General features: G+C 63.6%; 11 protein-coding genes. 8 read left to right on the top strand and 3 right to left on the bottom strand.

Annotation, left to right across the window (positions count from 1 at the left end; genetic code table 11):
* Positions 1-255 precede the first annotated feature (255 nt).
* The gene (locus NPS46_RS17840) at positions 256-1,938 is read right to left on the bottom strand and encodes an ATP-binding response regulator (RefSeq protein ID WP_274109416.1); all 1,683 of its coding nucleotides are present in this window, start codon (positions 1,936-1,938) and stop codon (positions 256-258) included.
* The gene (gene ercA, locus NPS46_RS17835; RefSeq protein WP_274109414.1) at positions 1,922-3,085 is read right to left on the bottom strand and encodes an alcohol dehydrogenase-like regulatory protein ErcA; all 1,164 of its coding nucleotides are present in this window, start codon (positions 3,083-3,085) and stop codon (positions 1,922-1,924) included. The genes NPS46_RS17840 and ercA overlap by 17 nt, the downstream gene beginning before the upstream one ends.
* 269 nt (positions 3,086-3,354) lie before the next feature.
* On the opposite strand from ercA, the gene NPS46_RS17830 reads away from it, so the two are divergent.
* The gene (locus NPS46_RS17830; RefSeq protein WP_274109412.1) at positions 3,355-4,422 is read left to right on the top strand and encodes a phosphotransferase family protein; all 1,068 of its coding nucleotides are present in this window, start codon (positions 3,355-3,357) and stop codon (positions 4,420-4,422) included.
* 37 nt (positions 4,423-4,459) lie between these two features.
* Positions 4,460-5,227 (top strand): SDR family oxidoreductase, encoded by a 768-nt coding sequence (locus NPS46_RS17825; protein WP_274109411.1) that lies wholly within the window; start codon positions 4,460-4,462, stop codon positions 5,225-5,227.
* Positions 5,228-5,269: 42 nt separating this feature from the next.
* Here NPS46_RS17825 and NPS46_RS17820 read toward each other — a convergent pair whose 3' ends face one another.
* Positions 5,270-6,142 (bottom strand): LysR family transcriptional regulator, encoded by an 873-nt coding sequence (locus NPS46_RS17820; RefSeq protein ID WP_274109410.1) that lies wholly within the window; start codon positions 6,140-6,142, stop codon positions 5,270-5,272.
* Between the two features lie 199 nt (positions 6,143-6,341).
* On the opposite strand from NPS46_RS17820, the gene NPS46_RS17815 reads away from it, so the two are divergent.
* The 6 genes from NPS46_RS17815 (at position 6,342) to NPS46_RS17790 (ending at position 14,759) form a co-directional block, all read left to right on the top strand.
* Positions 6,342-7,868, top strand: coding sequence for an MFS transporter (locus tag NPS46_RS17815; protein WP_425312756.1), 1,527 nt, complete (start codon positions 6,342-6,344; stop codon positions 7,866-7,868).
* Positions 7,869-7,954: 86 nt separating this feature from the next.
* Entirely contained in the window at positions 7,955-9,370 is a 1,416-nt protein-coding gene (locus tag NPS46_RS17810) for a sigma-54 interaction domain-containing protein (protein WP_274109408.1), read from the top strand.
* Positions 9,371-9,607: 237 nt separating this feature from the next.
* Positions 9,608-10,999 (top strand): GntP family permease, encoded by a 1,392-nt coding sequence (locus NPS46_RS17805; RefSeq protein ID WP_274109406.1) that lies wholly within the window; start codon positions 9,608-9,610, stop codon positions 10,997-10,999.
* Between the two features lie 10 nt (positions 11,000-11,009).
* The gene (locus NPS46_RS17800) at positions 11,010-11,792 is read left to right on the top strand and encodes a 3-hydroxybutyrate dehydrogenase (RefSeq protein ID WP_274109404.1); all 783 of its coding nucleotides are present in this window, start codon (positions 11,010-11,012) and stop codon (positions 11,790-11,792) included.
* A gap of 83 nt (positions 11,793-11,875) precedes the next feature.
* Entirely contained in the window at positions 11,876-13,834 is a 1,959-nt protein-coding gene (locus NPS46_RS17795) for an acetoacetate--CoA ligase (protein WP_274109402.1), read from the top strand.
* Positions 13,835-14,039: 205 nt separating this feature from the next.
* Positions 14,040-14,759 (top strand): HPP family protein, encoded by a 720-nt coding sequence (locus tag NPS46_RS17790; protein WP_274109400.1) that lies wholly within the window; start codon positions 14,040-14,042, stop codon positions 14,757-14,759.
* The last annotated feature ends 10 nt before the right edge of the window (positions 14,760-14,769 follow it).

Below are 14,769 nucleotides of genomic sequence, written 5' to 3'. Positions count from 1 at the left end.
TATAAAAAATACGTGCATTAAGGCGAATCAGAGAGCTTCATGATCAACCGCTCGGGTCATCAAAAAGGCGCCGTTCATTCCAAGCGCCACCCGGCACTCAATTTACGAGGGGCGGCAGTCTACGGCCGAGTTATCGAGTCAGCAACTGAAATGACGTTGAATATGTCGGACAACATTCACAAAACATGAAGGCCGCGGCGTATCTCGCCTCGATTCGCGCGCCGATTGCGCATAAAACCCTTGGTCCAGAGCGCTTCAGCCTACGGGCTCCTGAGCAAACAACTGGCTCAATACCGCACGCAGCTTGCCAGGCTTCACCGGTTTGTTCAGCAGCGGCGCACCGAGTGCCTGCAATTGCCTGCGACACTGGTCGCTGCGATCAGCGGTAATCATCACCGCCGGGATGGCCAGGGCGAAATGCTCGCGCAATGAGCGCACCACCTCACAACCGGTCACGCCATGGTCCAGGTGGAAGTCCGCCAGAATCAGCTCCGGCGCCACGCCGTCAAGCACCTTCAATGCCGCGCTCTCGTCGGTGGCCGTCAACACCAGGCAACCCCACTGCCCCAACAACGCCGCCATGCTCTGCAAAATGCTCAATTCATTGTCGATCACCAGCAGGCGCCGTCCCGGCAATGGATTACCGGTGCCCGGCTGCTGTTGCAGGACCAGGGCGACCGGCTCGGGCATGTTGCGCGACAACGGCACGTCAATACTGAACACCGAGCCGCGTCCCGGCCGCGAGCGGACCAGCACCCGGTAGCCGAGGATCTTGGCGATCCGCTCGACAATCGCCAGCCCCAGGCCCACGCCCTTGCGGTCCGCCGCCCGCCCGACATCCAGCTGATTGAACTCGAGGAAAATCGAGTCCATGCGCTCGGCAGCGATCCCGCGTCCGGTGTCCCAGACCTCCAGGCGCAACATCGAGCCGCGTCGCCGTGCCCCCAGCAGGATGTTGCCCTGCTCGGTGTAACGGCAGGCATTGCTCAGGAAGTTGCGCAGGATGCGCGTCAGTAAACGCAAATCCGTGCTGATCGCCCAGGGACCAATTCGCGTGCGCAGATTGAGCCCCGCCGCGCTGGCCACCGACTGGAACTCGGAAGCCAGCGGCGCCAGCAACTCCTCCAGGCGATAGACCTCGATGTCGGGCTTGATCGCCACCTGGTCGAGGCGCGAGATATCCAGCAGATCGGTCAGCAGATCCTCGGCCCCTTCCAGCGCCTGGTGCGTGCGTTCCACCAGCAGTTTTTCCGCCGGCGGCAGCACCCGTTCGCGCAAGGTCGAAATCAGCAGGCGTGCGGCATTGAGCGGCTGCAGCAAATCGTGACTCGCCGCCGCCAGGTATTTGTCCTTGCTACGGTTGGCAGCCTCGGCGGCATCGCGCGCCTCAAGCAATTCGTCGGTGCGCGCCGCGACACGCAGCTCAAGCTGCTCATTCATCTGCTGCAAATGGGCCTGAGCCTGCTTGCGCTCGGTGATGTCAGCGACAAAACCTTCGACCAGGCGCTCCTCGTCCGGCTTGAGCAACAGATTGACCAGCACATGGATACTGCTGCCATCCTTGCGGCGCAACTGCGTTTCGTAGCCGTGCAACGCGCCGTCACGCTCCAGCGCCTCACGGATATGCAACAGCTCCGCCGCCCCGCCGACAAACAGGTTCTGGGCCAGATCATTGTTGGAAAACAGCACATCTTCCGGATCGCTGTAGCCGAGCATCCGCGCCAGCGCGGGGTTGGCGGCACGCAGGCCGTCGTAGAGGCCGCCCTGGAAAATCCCGTAGACGGCGTGCTCGAACAGCCATTTATAGCGGTTGCGTTCCGCTTCCAGCTCTTCCAGGCGCGCGGCCAGTTCCGGGTAATGGCTTTTGCGCGCCGACTGGCTGCCTAGCCCCAGCAGGCCGGCCAGGGCCTGCTGTTGCTCGTCAGAGGGCCTCGCCATAAACGACCTCGACATCCCGCTGGCTCGACGCCCGCGGGTTGGTCAGGATGCACGGATCGTCCATCGCATGCTGCGACAGGAACGGAATATCCGACAGCCCGACCCCATGCAGGCCGAGGGTTTCATGGAAGCCGACACTGTGCTTGAGGGCAATCAGGTGCTCGACCAGGCGCTTGCACACCTGTTTATGGGTCAGCCCGCGACAGTCGATGCCAAAGGTCTCGGCAATCACCTTGAAGCGCTCCGGCGCCGAGTTGTAGTTGAACGCCACGACGTGTTCGACCAGGACCGCATTGCACAACCCGTGGGGCAGGTCGAGAAAGCCGCCCAGGCTGTGGGACATGGCATGCACGGCCCCCAGGATCGCGTTGGAGAAGGCCAGGCCGGCCTGCATGCTGCCCAGCATGATTTTTTCGCGCAGGGCGATATCGCCGGGCGAGGCAATCATCTGCACCAGATTGCCATTGATCAGGCGCATGGCTTCCAGCGCATGGGGATCGGTCAACGGGCCATGGCCGGTGGACACAAATGCCTCGATGGCATGGACCAGCGCATCGATGCCGGTACAAGCCGAGAGAAACGGGTCCATGCTCAGGGTGGTTTGCGGGTCGATCAGCGACACATCCGGCACCACCGCCTTGCTGACGATGGAGAACTTCATGCGTTCCTGCTGGTTGGAGATGATCACGAACTGCGAGACATCCGCCGAGGTACCGGCCGTGGTCGGAATCAGGATCAGCGGCGGGCTGGGCACGCGAATGGTGTCCACGCCTTCGAATTCGAGGATATTGCGCCCGTGGGCGACCGCGATGCCGATCCCCTTGGCGCAATCCATCGGGCTGCCGCCGCCCACGGCGACGATCACATCGCAATGCTGTTCGCGGTAGAGGTCGGCGCCCAGCATGACCTCTTCGACGCGCGGATTGGGCGATACCGCGCTATACAGGCAGTAGTCGATGTCCAGCGCCTGCAGGCTGGCCTCGATATCGGCGGCCCAGCCGGCGGCGATCACACCGGGGTCAGTGACCACCAGGACCTTGCGCGCGCCGAAGGTTTTCGCGTAGTTACCGACATTGTGCCGGCAGCCGGCGCCGAAGATGATTTCCGGTGAAACGAATTTGCGCAGTTGGCTGAGACTCTGGCTCATGGGAAGCCCGTTTCTTATTATTCTGGAAGGTCGCGCCAGCCTAAAGCATCTTGTTACGAATGCAATAAGACCAAATGGCAGAAACATCGCAATCGCCCCCACCCAGAGCAGCGGTGCGAGCTGTTCGCTGAACGGCGAGGCGCGATCAGGTGCGCTGATCAGGCGCCAACACCCTCGCCTATAACAGTTTCAAACGCTTGTTTGCCACTCACCCCGGGATTAGATTAGCCATTGATCTACGGCCCTCAAAATAGGCAGAAGGGATACGCATGACGCTGACTGACCAATCCACCCGCATCCGCGCTGGCGAGGAACTGGACGCCAACCTGATCGACCCCTACCTCAAGGCACAGATCCCCGGCCTGAGCGGGCAGCCGACCATCAGCCAGTTCCCCGGGGGCGCCTCGAACCTGACCTACCTGATCCAGTACCCCGAACAGGAATTTGTCCTGCGCCGGCCGCCCTTTGGCCACAAGGCCAAATCCGCCCACGACATGGGCCGCGAGTACCGCATCCTCAACCAGCTCAAGGATGCCTTCCCTTACTGCCCCAAGGCCTATGTGCACTGCACTGACGAGTCCGTGATCGGCGCCGAGTTCTATGTCATGGAGCGGGTCAAGGGCATTATCCTGCGCTCCAAGCTGCCGCCGGAGCTGGGCCTGGATGCCGCCAGCACCGAAGCCCTGTGCAAGAGCTTTATCGACCGCCTGGTCGAGCTGCACCGCGTTGACTACAACGCCTGCGGCCTGGCCGACCTGGGCAAGCCCCAGGGCTATGTACAGCGCCAGATCAGCGGCTGGAGCGACCGCTACACCAAGGCCCTGACGCCCGACGCCCCCAGCTGGGAAGCGGTCCAGGCCTGGCTCGTCGACAAGATGCCGGCCGATCATCCGACCTCCAGCATCGTGCACAACGACTATCGCTTCGACAATGTGATCCTCGACCCGCAGAACCCGATGCAGATCATCGGCGTGCTCGACTGGGAACTGACCACCCTGGGCGATCCATTGATGGACCTGGGCAACACCCTTGCCTACTGGATCGAAGCGAGCGACCCCGAGCCGGTCCAGCGCATGCGCCGCCAGCCCAGCCATGCGCCCGGCATGCTGACGCGCCGCGCGTTTGTCGACTACTACGCCGAGCGCTCGGGCATTCCCATCGCCAACTTCGACTTCTACTACACCTACGGCCTGTTCCGCCTGGCCGGCATCGTGCAGCAGATCTACTACCGCTATTACCACGGCCAGACCCAGGACCCGCGCTTCGCGCCCTTTATCGAGATGAACAAGCAGCTGGAACAGATGAGCCTGCAGGTCATCGCCCGCTCCAGCCTCTGATCGCGCCCCGGCGCCTTGAAAACAACAAGGAAACTCCATGTCCAAGACCCAGTTGTTCGACCTCGACGGCAAGATTGCATTCGTCTCCGGCGCCAGCCGGGGCATCGGTGAAGCCATTGCCAAACTGCTCGCCCAGCAAGGTGCCCATGTCATCGTCTCGAGCCGCAAGCTCGAGGGCTGCCAACATGTGGCCGACGCGATCATCGCCGAAGGCGGCAAGGCCACCGCCGTGGCCTGCCATATCGGTGAAATGGAGCAGATCAGCCAGGTATTCGCCGGGATTCGCGAACAGTTCGGGCGCCTGGATATCCTGGTCAATAACGCCGCCACCAACCCGCAATTCTGCAATGTGCTGGACACCGACCTGGGGGCCTTCCAGAAAACCGTCGATGTGAACATCCGCGGCTACTTCTTCATGTCGGTGGAAGCCGGCCGCTTGATGCGCGAAAACGGCGGCGGCAGCATCATCAACGTCGCGTCGATCAACGGAGTTTCGCCAGGACTGTTCCAGGGCATCTATTCGGTGACCAAGGCCGCCGTGATCAATATGACCAAGGTCTTCGCCAAGGAATGCGCCCAGTTCGGCATCCGTTGCAACGCGTTGCTGCCGGGCCTGACCGACACCAAGTTCGCCTCGGCGCTGGTCAAGAACGACGCGATCCTCAATGCCGCCCTGCAGCAGATCCCGCTCAAGCGCGTGGCCGCGCCCAGTGAAATGGCCGGCGCCGTGCTGTACCTGGCCAGTGACGCCTCCAGCTACACCACCGGCGTCTCGTTGAATGTGGACGGTGGCTTCCTGTCCTGAGCCCGGCAGTTGCCTTGAATGCAGGAGCGAGCCGGCTCGCGCCTACAGGGACGCCGCGCGGGCCCGCTCGATGTAGTGGGCCACCGCCGGCGACTTTTCGAAACGCCGATGAATCAACGACAACCACGACGCAGCGTCGAAACCACTGATCTGCCGGTACAGGACATTGGGCATCCGGATGTTGCCCACCACTGACTCCGGCACCACCGCCACACCCTGCCCCAGGGACACCAGCGCCACCACCGCCACCAGCCCGCCGGGTTGCGGCCCCAGCCGGGGGGAGAAACCACCCTGGGCGGCGACCTGCAGGGTGCCGTTGATCTGTTCGGGCAGGATAAACGTCTCGTTCTGCAAATGTTCGGGGGTGATCCGTCTCAACTCGTCCAGCCGCGAATCGCCGCTCAGGGCCAGGACATAGCCCTCTTCTTTCAGGGCTATGGCACTCAGGCCCGGCGGCAGCGCCATGGGCGAGCGCACGTAGCCAATATCGAAATCGCCATCGACCACCAACCCGGGCAGTGCATCCATGGCACTTTCGCGCACGCTGAGCTGGATATCGCCGAACGCCTGGCTGAACGCGCGCACCTGGCCCTGCAATACCCCCGAGTAAACGGCCGAAGCCACATAGCCCAAGGCGATCTGCCCGACTTCCCCACGCCCGGCACGCTGGGCATTGCGCTGGGCCACTTCGAACTGGCGGACCGTCGCTTCCGCCTCGGGAAACAGTGCCGCCCCAGCCTCGGTCAGTTGCACATCGCGTTGCAGACGTAAAAACAACGGAGTGCCCAGTTCGCTTTCCAGGTCCTGGATTTGCCGGCTCAGGGTCGGCGGCGCGATCCCCAATTGCTCAGCCGCGCGGGTGAAATTGCGTTGGCGTGCCACCGCCAGGAAGTAACGAAAATGCCTGAGTTCCATAACGTGATGAGCTCAAAGGTAATTAAAATGCACTCCCTCGCTAATAAGACCAGCGTTCGACCGGGATAAGCTACCGGCGAACACATTAGAGAGCCCGAATCATGGCCGTCAATCCCCGTAATGCCTTAGCGAACCATTGCCCCTGCTTTTTTACCTTTAAAGCAATGAAGGTGGCCTCGTGAGCCGCGTCAATCCGCATATGGCCCTGCTCAGTGCCTGCGGCGTGTGCTCGTTGATCGTACTCGACACCAATATCGTGGCCGTCACCCTACCGACCATTGCCCGGGACCTGGGGGCCAACTTCGCCGATATCGAGTGGGTCGTCAGTGCCTATATGCTGGCGTTTGCCGCCCTGTTGCTACCCGCCGGCAACCTGGCCGACCGGTTTGGCCGCAAGAAAGTCATGCTCTGGGGCCTGACGCTGTTCATTGCCGCCTCCATCGGCTGCGGGGCAGCGCCTACCGCGCTGTTTCTCGATATCGCCCGCGCCATCAAGGGCGTCGGGGCCGCCTTGCTGCTGACCTCGGCCCTGGCAACCATCGGCCATACCTTCCACGACGATGCCGAGCGCGCCAAAGCCTGGGCGTTCTGGGGCATGTGCATGGGCGTGGCCATGACCGCCGCCCCGACCCTCGGCGGGCTGGTGACCGAATACATCGGCTGGCGCTGGATCTTCTACCTCAACCTGCCCGTGGGCCTGGCGCTGATGGCCATGGTCTGGCGCCATGTCGAGGAGTCGCGCGACACCCAGGCCGCACGCCTGGACCCCTGGGGCAGCCTGGCCTTCAGCGCCAGCCTGACGTGCCTGATGTGGGGCCTGATCGAAGCCAACCGCATCGGCTGGGATCATCCACTCACCGATATCCGCTTGCTGGCCGGCGTGATGCTGCTCGGGGTGTTTGTCCTGGTCGAGGCGGTGCAGAAGCGCCCGATGATCGATCTGCAACTGTTCCGCCATCCGCGCTTTATCGGCGCGCTGCTGGGGATGTTCGCCTATGCCGGCTGCGCCCAGGTGATGATGACGCTGCTGCCCTTCTACCTGCAGAACGGCCTGGGCTTCAGCGCCATTGTCTCGGGCCTGGGCATGCTGCCGTTTGCCCTGACCATGGTGATCTGCCCACGGGTCGGCGCGCGCCTGGCCGCCCGCCTGGCCCCGGCGACGCTGATGGGCCTTGGGTTGTTGCTGGTCGGCAGCGGCAACCTGCTCAGTGCCTGGGCGGTCGACACCGGCGGCTACCTGCCCTTTGCCCTCGCCATCGCGGTGACCGGCGCCGGCGCGGGCCTGCTCAACGGCGACACGCAGAAAAACATCATGGCCTGCGTGCCGCGCGAGCGCACCGGCATGGCCTCGGGCATGAGCACCACCATGCGTTTCAGCGCAATCACCCTGGCTATCGGCGTCTATGGCGCCCTGCTCGCCAGCCAGACCCAGCAACTGCTGCAAACCGACCTGGGCCCGGCCTGGAGCGAGCAGGTGCCGGCGATTGCCTCGAAAGTGGTCGCGGGGGATATGCCAGCAGCCCTCGCCGGCCTGCCAACGGCGACACGCCAACTGATCCAGCCCATGGCCCGGGAGGCCTTTGTCGGCGGGTTCAGCCGCGTGCTGTGGGTCGCCGGCTGGCTGGCGCTGCTCGCCGCCCTGGTGGTCGGCACCCTGATGCGCAAACCGATCCCGGGAACCCGACCCGCCGTGGCGCCGCTCCCGCCCGTGACGGATGCCACCTGAGCGATTGCGCCGGGAAATCGCCAGCAGGTGAGTAACAACGTGTTTCGGCAGGCATAATCCTTGGTTTACACCGCCACGGATCGCCCATGAACGACACCGACCACCTCAAGGACTACCAGCGAGTCCGCCTTCTGGCGATCCGTTCGCTGTTCGAGATTATCGAGCAGTCCAGTGAAGGCACGGTCATCGTCGACCGTGACGGACGGATTGTCTGGATGAACGAGCGCTATGCCCGGCGCTTTGGCTTGGCCAGCGCTGCCGAGGCCATCGGCCAACCCTGCGAAAGCGTGATTCCGGGCAGCCTGCTGCGCGATGTGCTGGGCAACGGCCGGCCGATCCTGCTGGATATGCTCGATACCCCGAAAGAACCGTTGGTGGTCATGCGCCTGCCCATCCATGACGCCGCCGGCACGGTGATCGGCGCCATCGGCTTTGCCCTGTTCGACGAATTGCGCAGCCTGTCGCCGCTGCTGATGCGCTACCAGAGCATGCAGGCCGAATTGGCCACGACCCGCTCGTTGCTGCGCGCCCGCCAGAGCAAGTACACCTTTGCCCATTTTATCGGCACCAGTGCCGCCAGCCTGGAGGTCAAGCGCCGTGCCCGACGCAGTGCCAGCACCGACTCGCCGGTGTTGCTGCTGGGGGAAACCGGCACGGGCAAAGAACTGCTGGCCCAAGCCATTCATGGCGCGTCGCCGCGGGCCCACAAGGCCTTTGTCAGTATCAACAGCGCGGCGATTCCCGAAGCGCTGCTCGAAGCCGAATTCTTTGGCACCGCCCCGGGGGCCTTTACCGGGGCCGATCGCAAGGGCCGCCCGGGCAAGCTGCAGATCGCCCAGGGCGGCACACTGTTTCTCGACGAGATCGGCGATATGCCGCTGGCCCTGCAAAGCAAGCTCCTGCGGGTCCTGCAGGAGAAAGAGTTCGAGCCAGTGGGCTCCAATGAAATGCTGCGCAGCGATGTGCGGGTGATTGCCGCGACGTCCATCGACCTGGAAGCGGCGATCGCCCGGGGCGAGTTTCGCGCCGACCTCTATTACCGCCTCAATGTCCTGCCGCTGCAGGTGCCGCCGCTGCGCGAGCGTCTCGATGACCTGCCGGCGCTGAGCGAAGGCATTCTGGAAGAACTGCGTAGCCAGCACGAGCTGGATAGCCCGGCCATGGACCTGCTGGGCCAGCACGCCTGGCCCGGCAATATCCGCGAGCTGCGCAATGTGCTGGAGCGCGCCGCATTGCTCAGTGATGCGCGAGTGCTCGGGGCCGCGGATATTCGCACGGCCATCGGCACACTGCTGCCATTGCCCCGCGCCCAGGCACAAAGCATCGCACCCGCGAGCCAGGAAACCTTTAGCGCCGCACGCGAGCGCTTCGATCGCGACTTGATCCGCACGACCCTGGCCCAATGCGCCGGTAGCGTGCCCCAGGCCGCCGAACGGCTGGGGCTGGGCCGTTCGACGCTGTACAAGAAGATGGTGGCACTGGGGATTGGCGAGTCTCCATAAAGAGATAACTGTCTCTTCTTTTAGAAACCCGCGAATAAGCCAGCCTCTACAGGGGTTATGCCGCCTGAGGGGACACGATCCGGCTTGCGAGACGTCTCCTCATAGAGAAACTTTCATTCATTTGCGCCAAGCAGAGACAATAAACCCTTTAAAATCAACACCTTAAACTTTGGCATGAAACTCGCTTAGTGCTCCAGAGATCCATCCCCTACAAAAACAACAACCGGAGACACTCAGATGAGCGTGCTTATTGCCCTCGCGGCCCTCGCGCTACTGATGCTGGCCGCCTACCGCGGCTACAGCGTTATCCTCTTTGCCCCGATCGCCGCCCTGGGCGCGGTCCTGCTGACCGATCCGGCCGCCGTGGCACCCGCCTTTACCGGGGTGTTCATGGAGAAAATGGTCGGTTTCATCAAACTCTACTTCCCGGTTTTCCTGCTGGGTGCGGTATTTGGCAAGCTGATCGAACTGTCCGGCTTCTCGCGCTCCATCGTTGCCGCCGCGATCCGCCTGCTCGGTACGCGCCAGGCCATGCTGGTAATCGTGCTGGTCTGCGCACTGCTGACCTATGGCGGCGTATCGCTGTTCGTGGTGGTCTTCGCGGTCTATCCCTTTGCCGCCGAGATGTTTCGCCAGAGCAATATTCCCAAGCGCCTGATCCCGGCCACCATCGCCCTGGGCGCGTTTTCCTTCACCATGGACGCCCTGCCCGGCACTCCGCAGATCCAGAACATCATTCCCAGCACCTTCTTCAACACCACCGCATGGGCCGCGCCCTGGCTGGGGCTGATCGGTACTGTGTTCGTGTTCTGTGCCGGCATGCTGTTTCTCCAGCGCCAACGCAACAAGGCCCAACGCGCCGGCGAAGGCTACGGCAGCAACCTGCGTAACGAACCGGACACCCCGGACGACCTGCCCCTGCCCAACCCGTGGATCGCCCTGTCGCCCCTGGTGCTGGTGGGGCTGATGAACCTGCTCTTCACCCACTGGATTCCCCTGTGGTACGGCAAGACCCATACCCTGAGCCTGCCCGGCATGAGCGCGCCGGTACAGACCGAAATCGCCAAGCTCACCGCCATCTGGGCCGTCCAGGCTGCGCTGCTGGTCGGCATCCTGATGGTGCTGGTCTTCGGCTTCAAGGCGATCCGCAAGCACCTGGCCGAAGGTAGCAAGAGCGCGGTCAGTGGCGCCTTGCTGGCGGCCATGAACACCGCTTCGGAATATGGCTTCGGCGCCGTGATCGCGTCGCTGCCAGGCTTTCTGGTGCTGGCCGACTGGCTCAAGGGCATTCCCAACCCGCTGGTCAATGAAGCGGTGACCGTTACCCTGCTCGCGGGCATTACCGGCTCGGCGTCGGGGGGCATGAGCATCGCCCTCGCGGCGATGTCGGACACCTTTATCAGTGCCGCCAACGCGGCGAATATTCCCATGGATGTTCTGCATCGGGTCGCGGCCATGGCCAGCGGCGGCATGGACACCCTGCCGCACAACGGCGCGGTCATCACGCTGCTGGCCGTTACCGGCCTGACCCACCGCGAAGCCTACAAGGACATTTTCGGCATCACGCTCATCAAGACCCTGGCGGTCTTCGTCGTGATCGCTACCTTCTATGCCACCGGCATCGTTTAAGGAGTCGCCCATGAATCTGCACGGTAAAACCGCCCTGGTCACCGGATCCACCAGCGGTATTGGCCTGGGGATCGCCCTGGGCCTGGCCCGGGCCGGCGCACAGTTGATCCTCAACGGCTTTGGCGATGCCCAGGCGGCGATCGCCGAAGTCGAAGCGGCCCGCACCGACACCACGGCCAGAGTCGGTTATCACCCGGCCGACCTGAGTGACCCGACGCACATCGCTGACTTGTTCGACTATGCGGCCCGCGAGTTCGGCGGCGTCGATATCCTGGTCAACAACGCCGGCATCCAGCATGTCGCCCCCGTGGAGGCGTTCCCGGTGGAGCGCTGGGACGCGATCATGGCGCTCAACCTGTCGTCGGTGTTCCATACCAGCCGCCTGGCCCTGCCGGCCATGCGCGAACGCAACTGGGGGCGAATCGTCAATATCGCTTCGGTCCACGGCCAGGTCGGCTCAGTAGGCAAGGCCGCCTATGTCGCGGCCAAGCATGGGGTGATTGGCCTGACCAAGGTGATCGGCCTGGAAACCGCCACCAGCAACGTGACCTGCAATGCCATCTGCCCGGGCTGGGTGCTGACGCCCCTGGTGCAGAAGCAGATCGACGAACGCATCGCCAATGGCGTGGACCCGCAACAGGCGCAACACGACCTGCTTGCGGAAAAACAGCCCTCGCTGGCATTTGTCACGCCCGAGCAGCTCGGCGAACTGGTACTGTTTCTGTGCAGCGAAGGTGCGAGCCAGGTGCGCGGCGCCGCCTGGAATATCGACGGGGGCTGGCTGGCCCAGTAACCGGACACACCGGCTTCCTGCCAGCCTTCGAGCGCAGGAAGCACCGCTGGCGCGAACAGTAATAATCAAGGGAGGCCAACCCTATGTCAGACATCCTCTGGCGCCCGAGTGCCGAGCGCATTGCCAGGACCCGCTTGCAAGCCTTCCAGCGCTTTGTCGAATACCGCCACGGACTATCGTTCGCCGACTACCCGAGCCTGCACGCCTGGAGCATCGAGCAGCGCGAAGCCTTTTGGCAGGCCATTGCCGACTTTTTCGATCTCCAGTGGCACACCCCGCCCAGCAGCGTATTACGCGAAGGGCCGACGATGCCCGACGCCGACTGGTTTCCCGGCGCTCGCCTGAACTTTGCCGAACACCTGCTGCGCCGCCGCGACCAGGCCTGCGCGGTGGTTGCCATACGCGAAGACGGCCAGCGTGAGACCCTGAGCTACGCCGAACTGGCCGCCCATGTCGCCGGCTTGCAGCGCAGCCTGCGTGCGGCCGGCGTCGGCCTTGGCGACCGGGTGGCCGCCTGCCTGCCCAACACCTGGCAGACCCTGGTCGCGATGCTGGCCACGACCAGCCTGGGCGCCATCTGGTCCAGCTCTTCACCGGACTTCGGCACCCAGGGCGTGATCGACCGTTTCGGCCAGATCGAACCCAAGGTCCTGATCACCTGCGCCGGCTATCACTACGCCGGCAAGGCCATCGACCAGGGCGCCAAGCTCAATGAAATACTGCCCGGCCTACCGTCGCTCGAATTGTTGCTGATCGTGCCATTTACCGGCCCTGCGGCCCGCGCCGAAGACATGCGGACCGCCGCCCGGGTCGTGCTCTGGGACGATTTCTACCAGCCCGGCGGTGAACCGGAGTTTGTCCCGGTTCCGTTCGCCCACCCGCTGTATATCCTCTATTCGAGCGGCACCACCGGGGTGCCCAAGTGCATCGTCCATGGCACCGGCGGCGTGCTGTTGCAGCATCTGAAGGAACATGGCCTGCACACCGACCTGGGGCGTGACGACTGCCTGTTCTACTACACCACCTGCGGCTGGATGATGTGGAACTGGCTGGTCTCGGCCCTGGCGGTCGGCAGCCGGATCGTGCTGTACGACGGCTCGCCCCTGCACCCTCAGCCCACCCGTCTGCTCGACCTGATCGATCAGGAGCGCATCAGCGTCTTTGGCACCAGCCCCAAATACCTGGCCGCCCTGGAAAGCGCCGGCGCGCAGCCCCGCCTGAGCCATTCGCTGGCCAGCCTCAAGGGGCTGCTGTCCACCGGCTCGCCGCTGTCGCCTCACAGCTACGACTACGTCTATCGGGAGATCAAGGCCGACCTGCATCTGGGCTCGATGTCCGGCGGCACCGATATTGTTTCCTGCTTCGCCATCGGCAATCCGACACTGGCCGTGCGCCGCGGCGAAATGCAGGGCAAGGCCCTGGGCATGGCGGTTGAAGTCTGGGATGACGCGGGGCGGCGCCTGATCGAGGCCAAGGGGGAACTGGTCTGCACCCGGCATTTTCCGAGCATACCGGTCGGTTTCTGGCACGACCCCCATCGGGAAAAACTGCGGGCCGCCTACTTCAGCCAGTATCCCGGGGTCTGGGCCCAGGGCGACTACGCCGAGGAAACGGCCAGCGGCGGGCTGCTGATTCATGGCCGTTCGGATGCCGTGCTCAACCCCGGCGGCGTGCGAATCGGCACGGCGGAGATCTATCGCCAGGTGGAAAAGGTCGAGCAGGTGCTGGAAAGCATCGCCATTGGCCAGGCCTGGAACGCCGATGTGCGGGTCGTGCTATTTGTTCGCCTGCGCGAAGGTTGCGTGCTCGATGCCGCGCTGGAGCAGCAGATCCGCCAGGTGATTCGCGCCAACACCACGCCGCGCCACGTCCCGGCCAAGATTCTCGCGGTCACGGATATCCCACGCACCATCAGCGGCAAAATCGTCGAATTGGCCGTGCGCAATGTGGTCCACGGGCAAGCGGTGAAGAATACCGATGCCCTGGCCAACCCCGAAGCGCTGGAACTCTTCAGAAAACGCCCCGAGCTGCAGCAGGACTGATCCGCAACCACCGACACTCCCAGGAAATGCGCTTTAACATCAAAATAAATGCATCAAAGCAGCATTATTATTAATTTGTCAGGGCCTTGAGGGCTCGGCACACTGTGTCGGTTCCTCCCCCAAATGTAGGAACCTTCAAGGGCTTGCTGGTCTACCAGCCGAGCCCTTTTTTTTACCGTCAAATAGCTCTGGATCGCCTTTGCCCATGCCTGCTCGCTGGCTCACCCGCCTTACGCCCACCCCCACTAACACCCGTCCCGCCGAATGGGCCCGCGCCGCCATCGGTGGTGCCCTGGCAACATTCCTGAGTGTCTGGCTCTGCGCACAAGTCTTTGATATGCCCCTGGCCCTGCACCTGGTCGGGCCGCTGGGCGCTTCGGCGGTACTGCTGTTCGCGGTGTCATCGGGCAATCTGGCGCAACCCTGGTCGATCCTTGGCAGCTACCTGTGTGCGACGCTGGTCTCGCTGCTGCTGGTCAGCCTGCTCGGTCATTCCCTGGCCACGGCGTGCCTGGCCATTGCCATTGCCCTGCCACTGATGTGCCTGCTGCGCTGCCTGCATCCACCCGCCGCCGCGCTAACCCTGATCCTGGTGATGGGCGAACCCTCGCTACTCGGCATGGGTTGGCTGGCCGTGGCGCCGGTGATGCTCGCGGCGCTGATCATGCTGCTCTGTGCGCTGGCCTACAACAACCTGACACGCGTGCCCTACCCCAAGGTCCACCTCGAACCGGCCGCGACCTTTATCAGCGACCCAGCACCTGGCGATCCCGCTGGCATCACCGCCCAGGACCTGGAAAAGGCCCTGGCGCAGATGCCCGAGTTCATCGATATCACCCAGGAAAACCTGGAGCAGTTGATCCGCGCCAGTGAACTGCATGCGCGGCGGCGTAGCATCGGCGACGTGTTGTCGCGCCAGCCTTGAGCGCGCCGGG

Source organism: Pseudomonas putida, from assembly GCF_028682395.1.
GTDB lineage: Bacteria > Pseudomonadota > Gammaproteobacteria > Pseudomonadales > Pseudomonadaceae > Aquipseudomonas > Aquipseudomonas putida_AB.
The sequence above is the reverse complement of the archived record's forward strand: the minus strand, read 5'-3'. Positions and strand labels throughout refer to the sequence as shown.

Coding starts and splice junctions, on each gene's coding strand:
- ercA (WP_274109414.1), bottom strand. CDS start 3,085: ATGAGCCAGAGTCTCAGCCAACTGCGCAAATTCGTTTCACCGGAAATC.
- NPS46_RS17810 (WP_274109408.1), top strand. CDS start 7,955: ATGAACGACACCGACCACCTCAAGGACTACCAGCGAGTCCGCCTTCTG.
- NPS46_RS17825 (WP_274109411.1), top strand. CDS start 4,460: ATGTCCAAGACCCAGTTGTTCGACCTCGACGGCAAGATTGCATTCGTC.
- NPS46_RS17830 (WP_274109412.1), top strand. CDS start 3,355: ATGACGCTGACTGACCAATCCACCCGCATCCGCGCTGGCGAGGAACTG.
- NPS46_RS17805 (WP_274109406.1), top strand. CDS start 9,608: ATGAGCGTGCTTATTGCCCTCGCGGCCCTCGCGCTACTGATGCTGGCC.
- NPS46_RS17795 (WP_274109402.1), top strand. CDS start 11,876: ATGTCAGACATCCTCTGGCGCCCGAGTGCCGAGCGCATTGCCAGGACC.
- NPS46_RS17790 (WP_274109400.1), top strand. CDS start 14,040: ATGCCTGCTCGCTGGCTCACCCGCCTTACGCCCACCCCCACTAACACC.
- NPS46_RS17840 (WP_274109416.1), bottom strand. CDS start 1,938: ATGGCGAGGCCCTCTGACGAGCAACAGCAGGCCCTGGCCGGCCTGCTG.
- NPS46_RS17815 (WP_425312756.1), top strand. CDS start 6,342: ATGGCCCTGCTCAGTGCCTGCGGCGTGTGCTCGTTGATCGTACTCGAC.
- NPS46_RS17820 (WP_274109410.1), bottom strand. CDS start 6,142: ATGGAACTCAGGCATTTTCGTTACTTCCTGGCGGTGGCACGCCAACGC.
- NPS46_RS17800 (WP_274109404.1), top strand. CDS start 11,010: ATGAATCTGCACGGTAAAACCGCCCTGGTCACCGGATCCACCAGCGGT.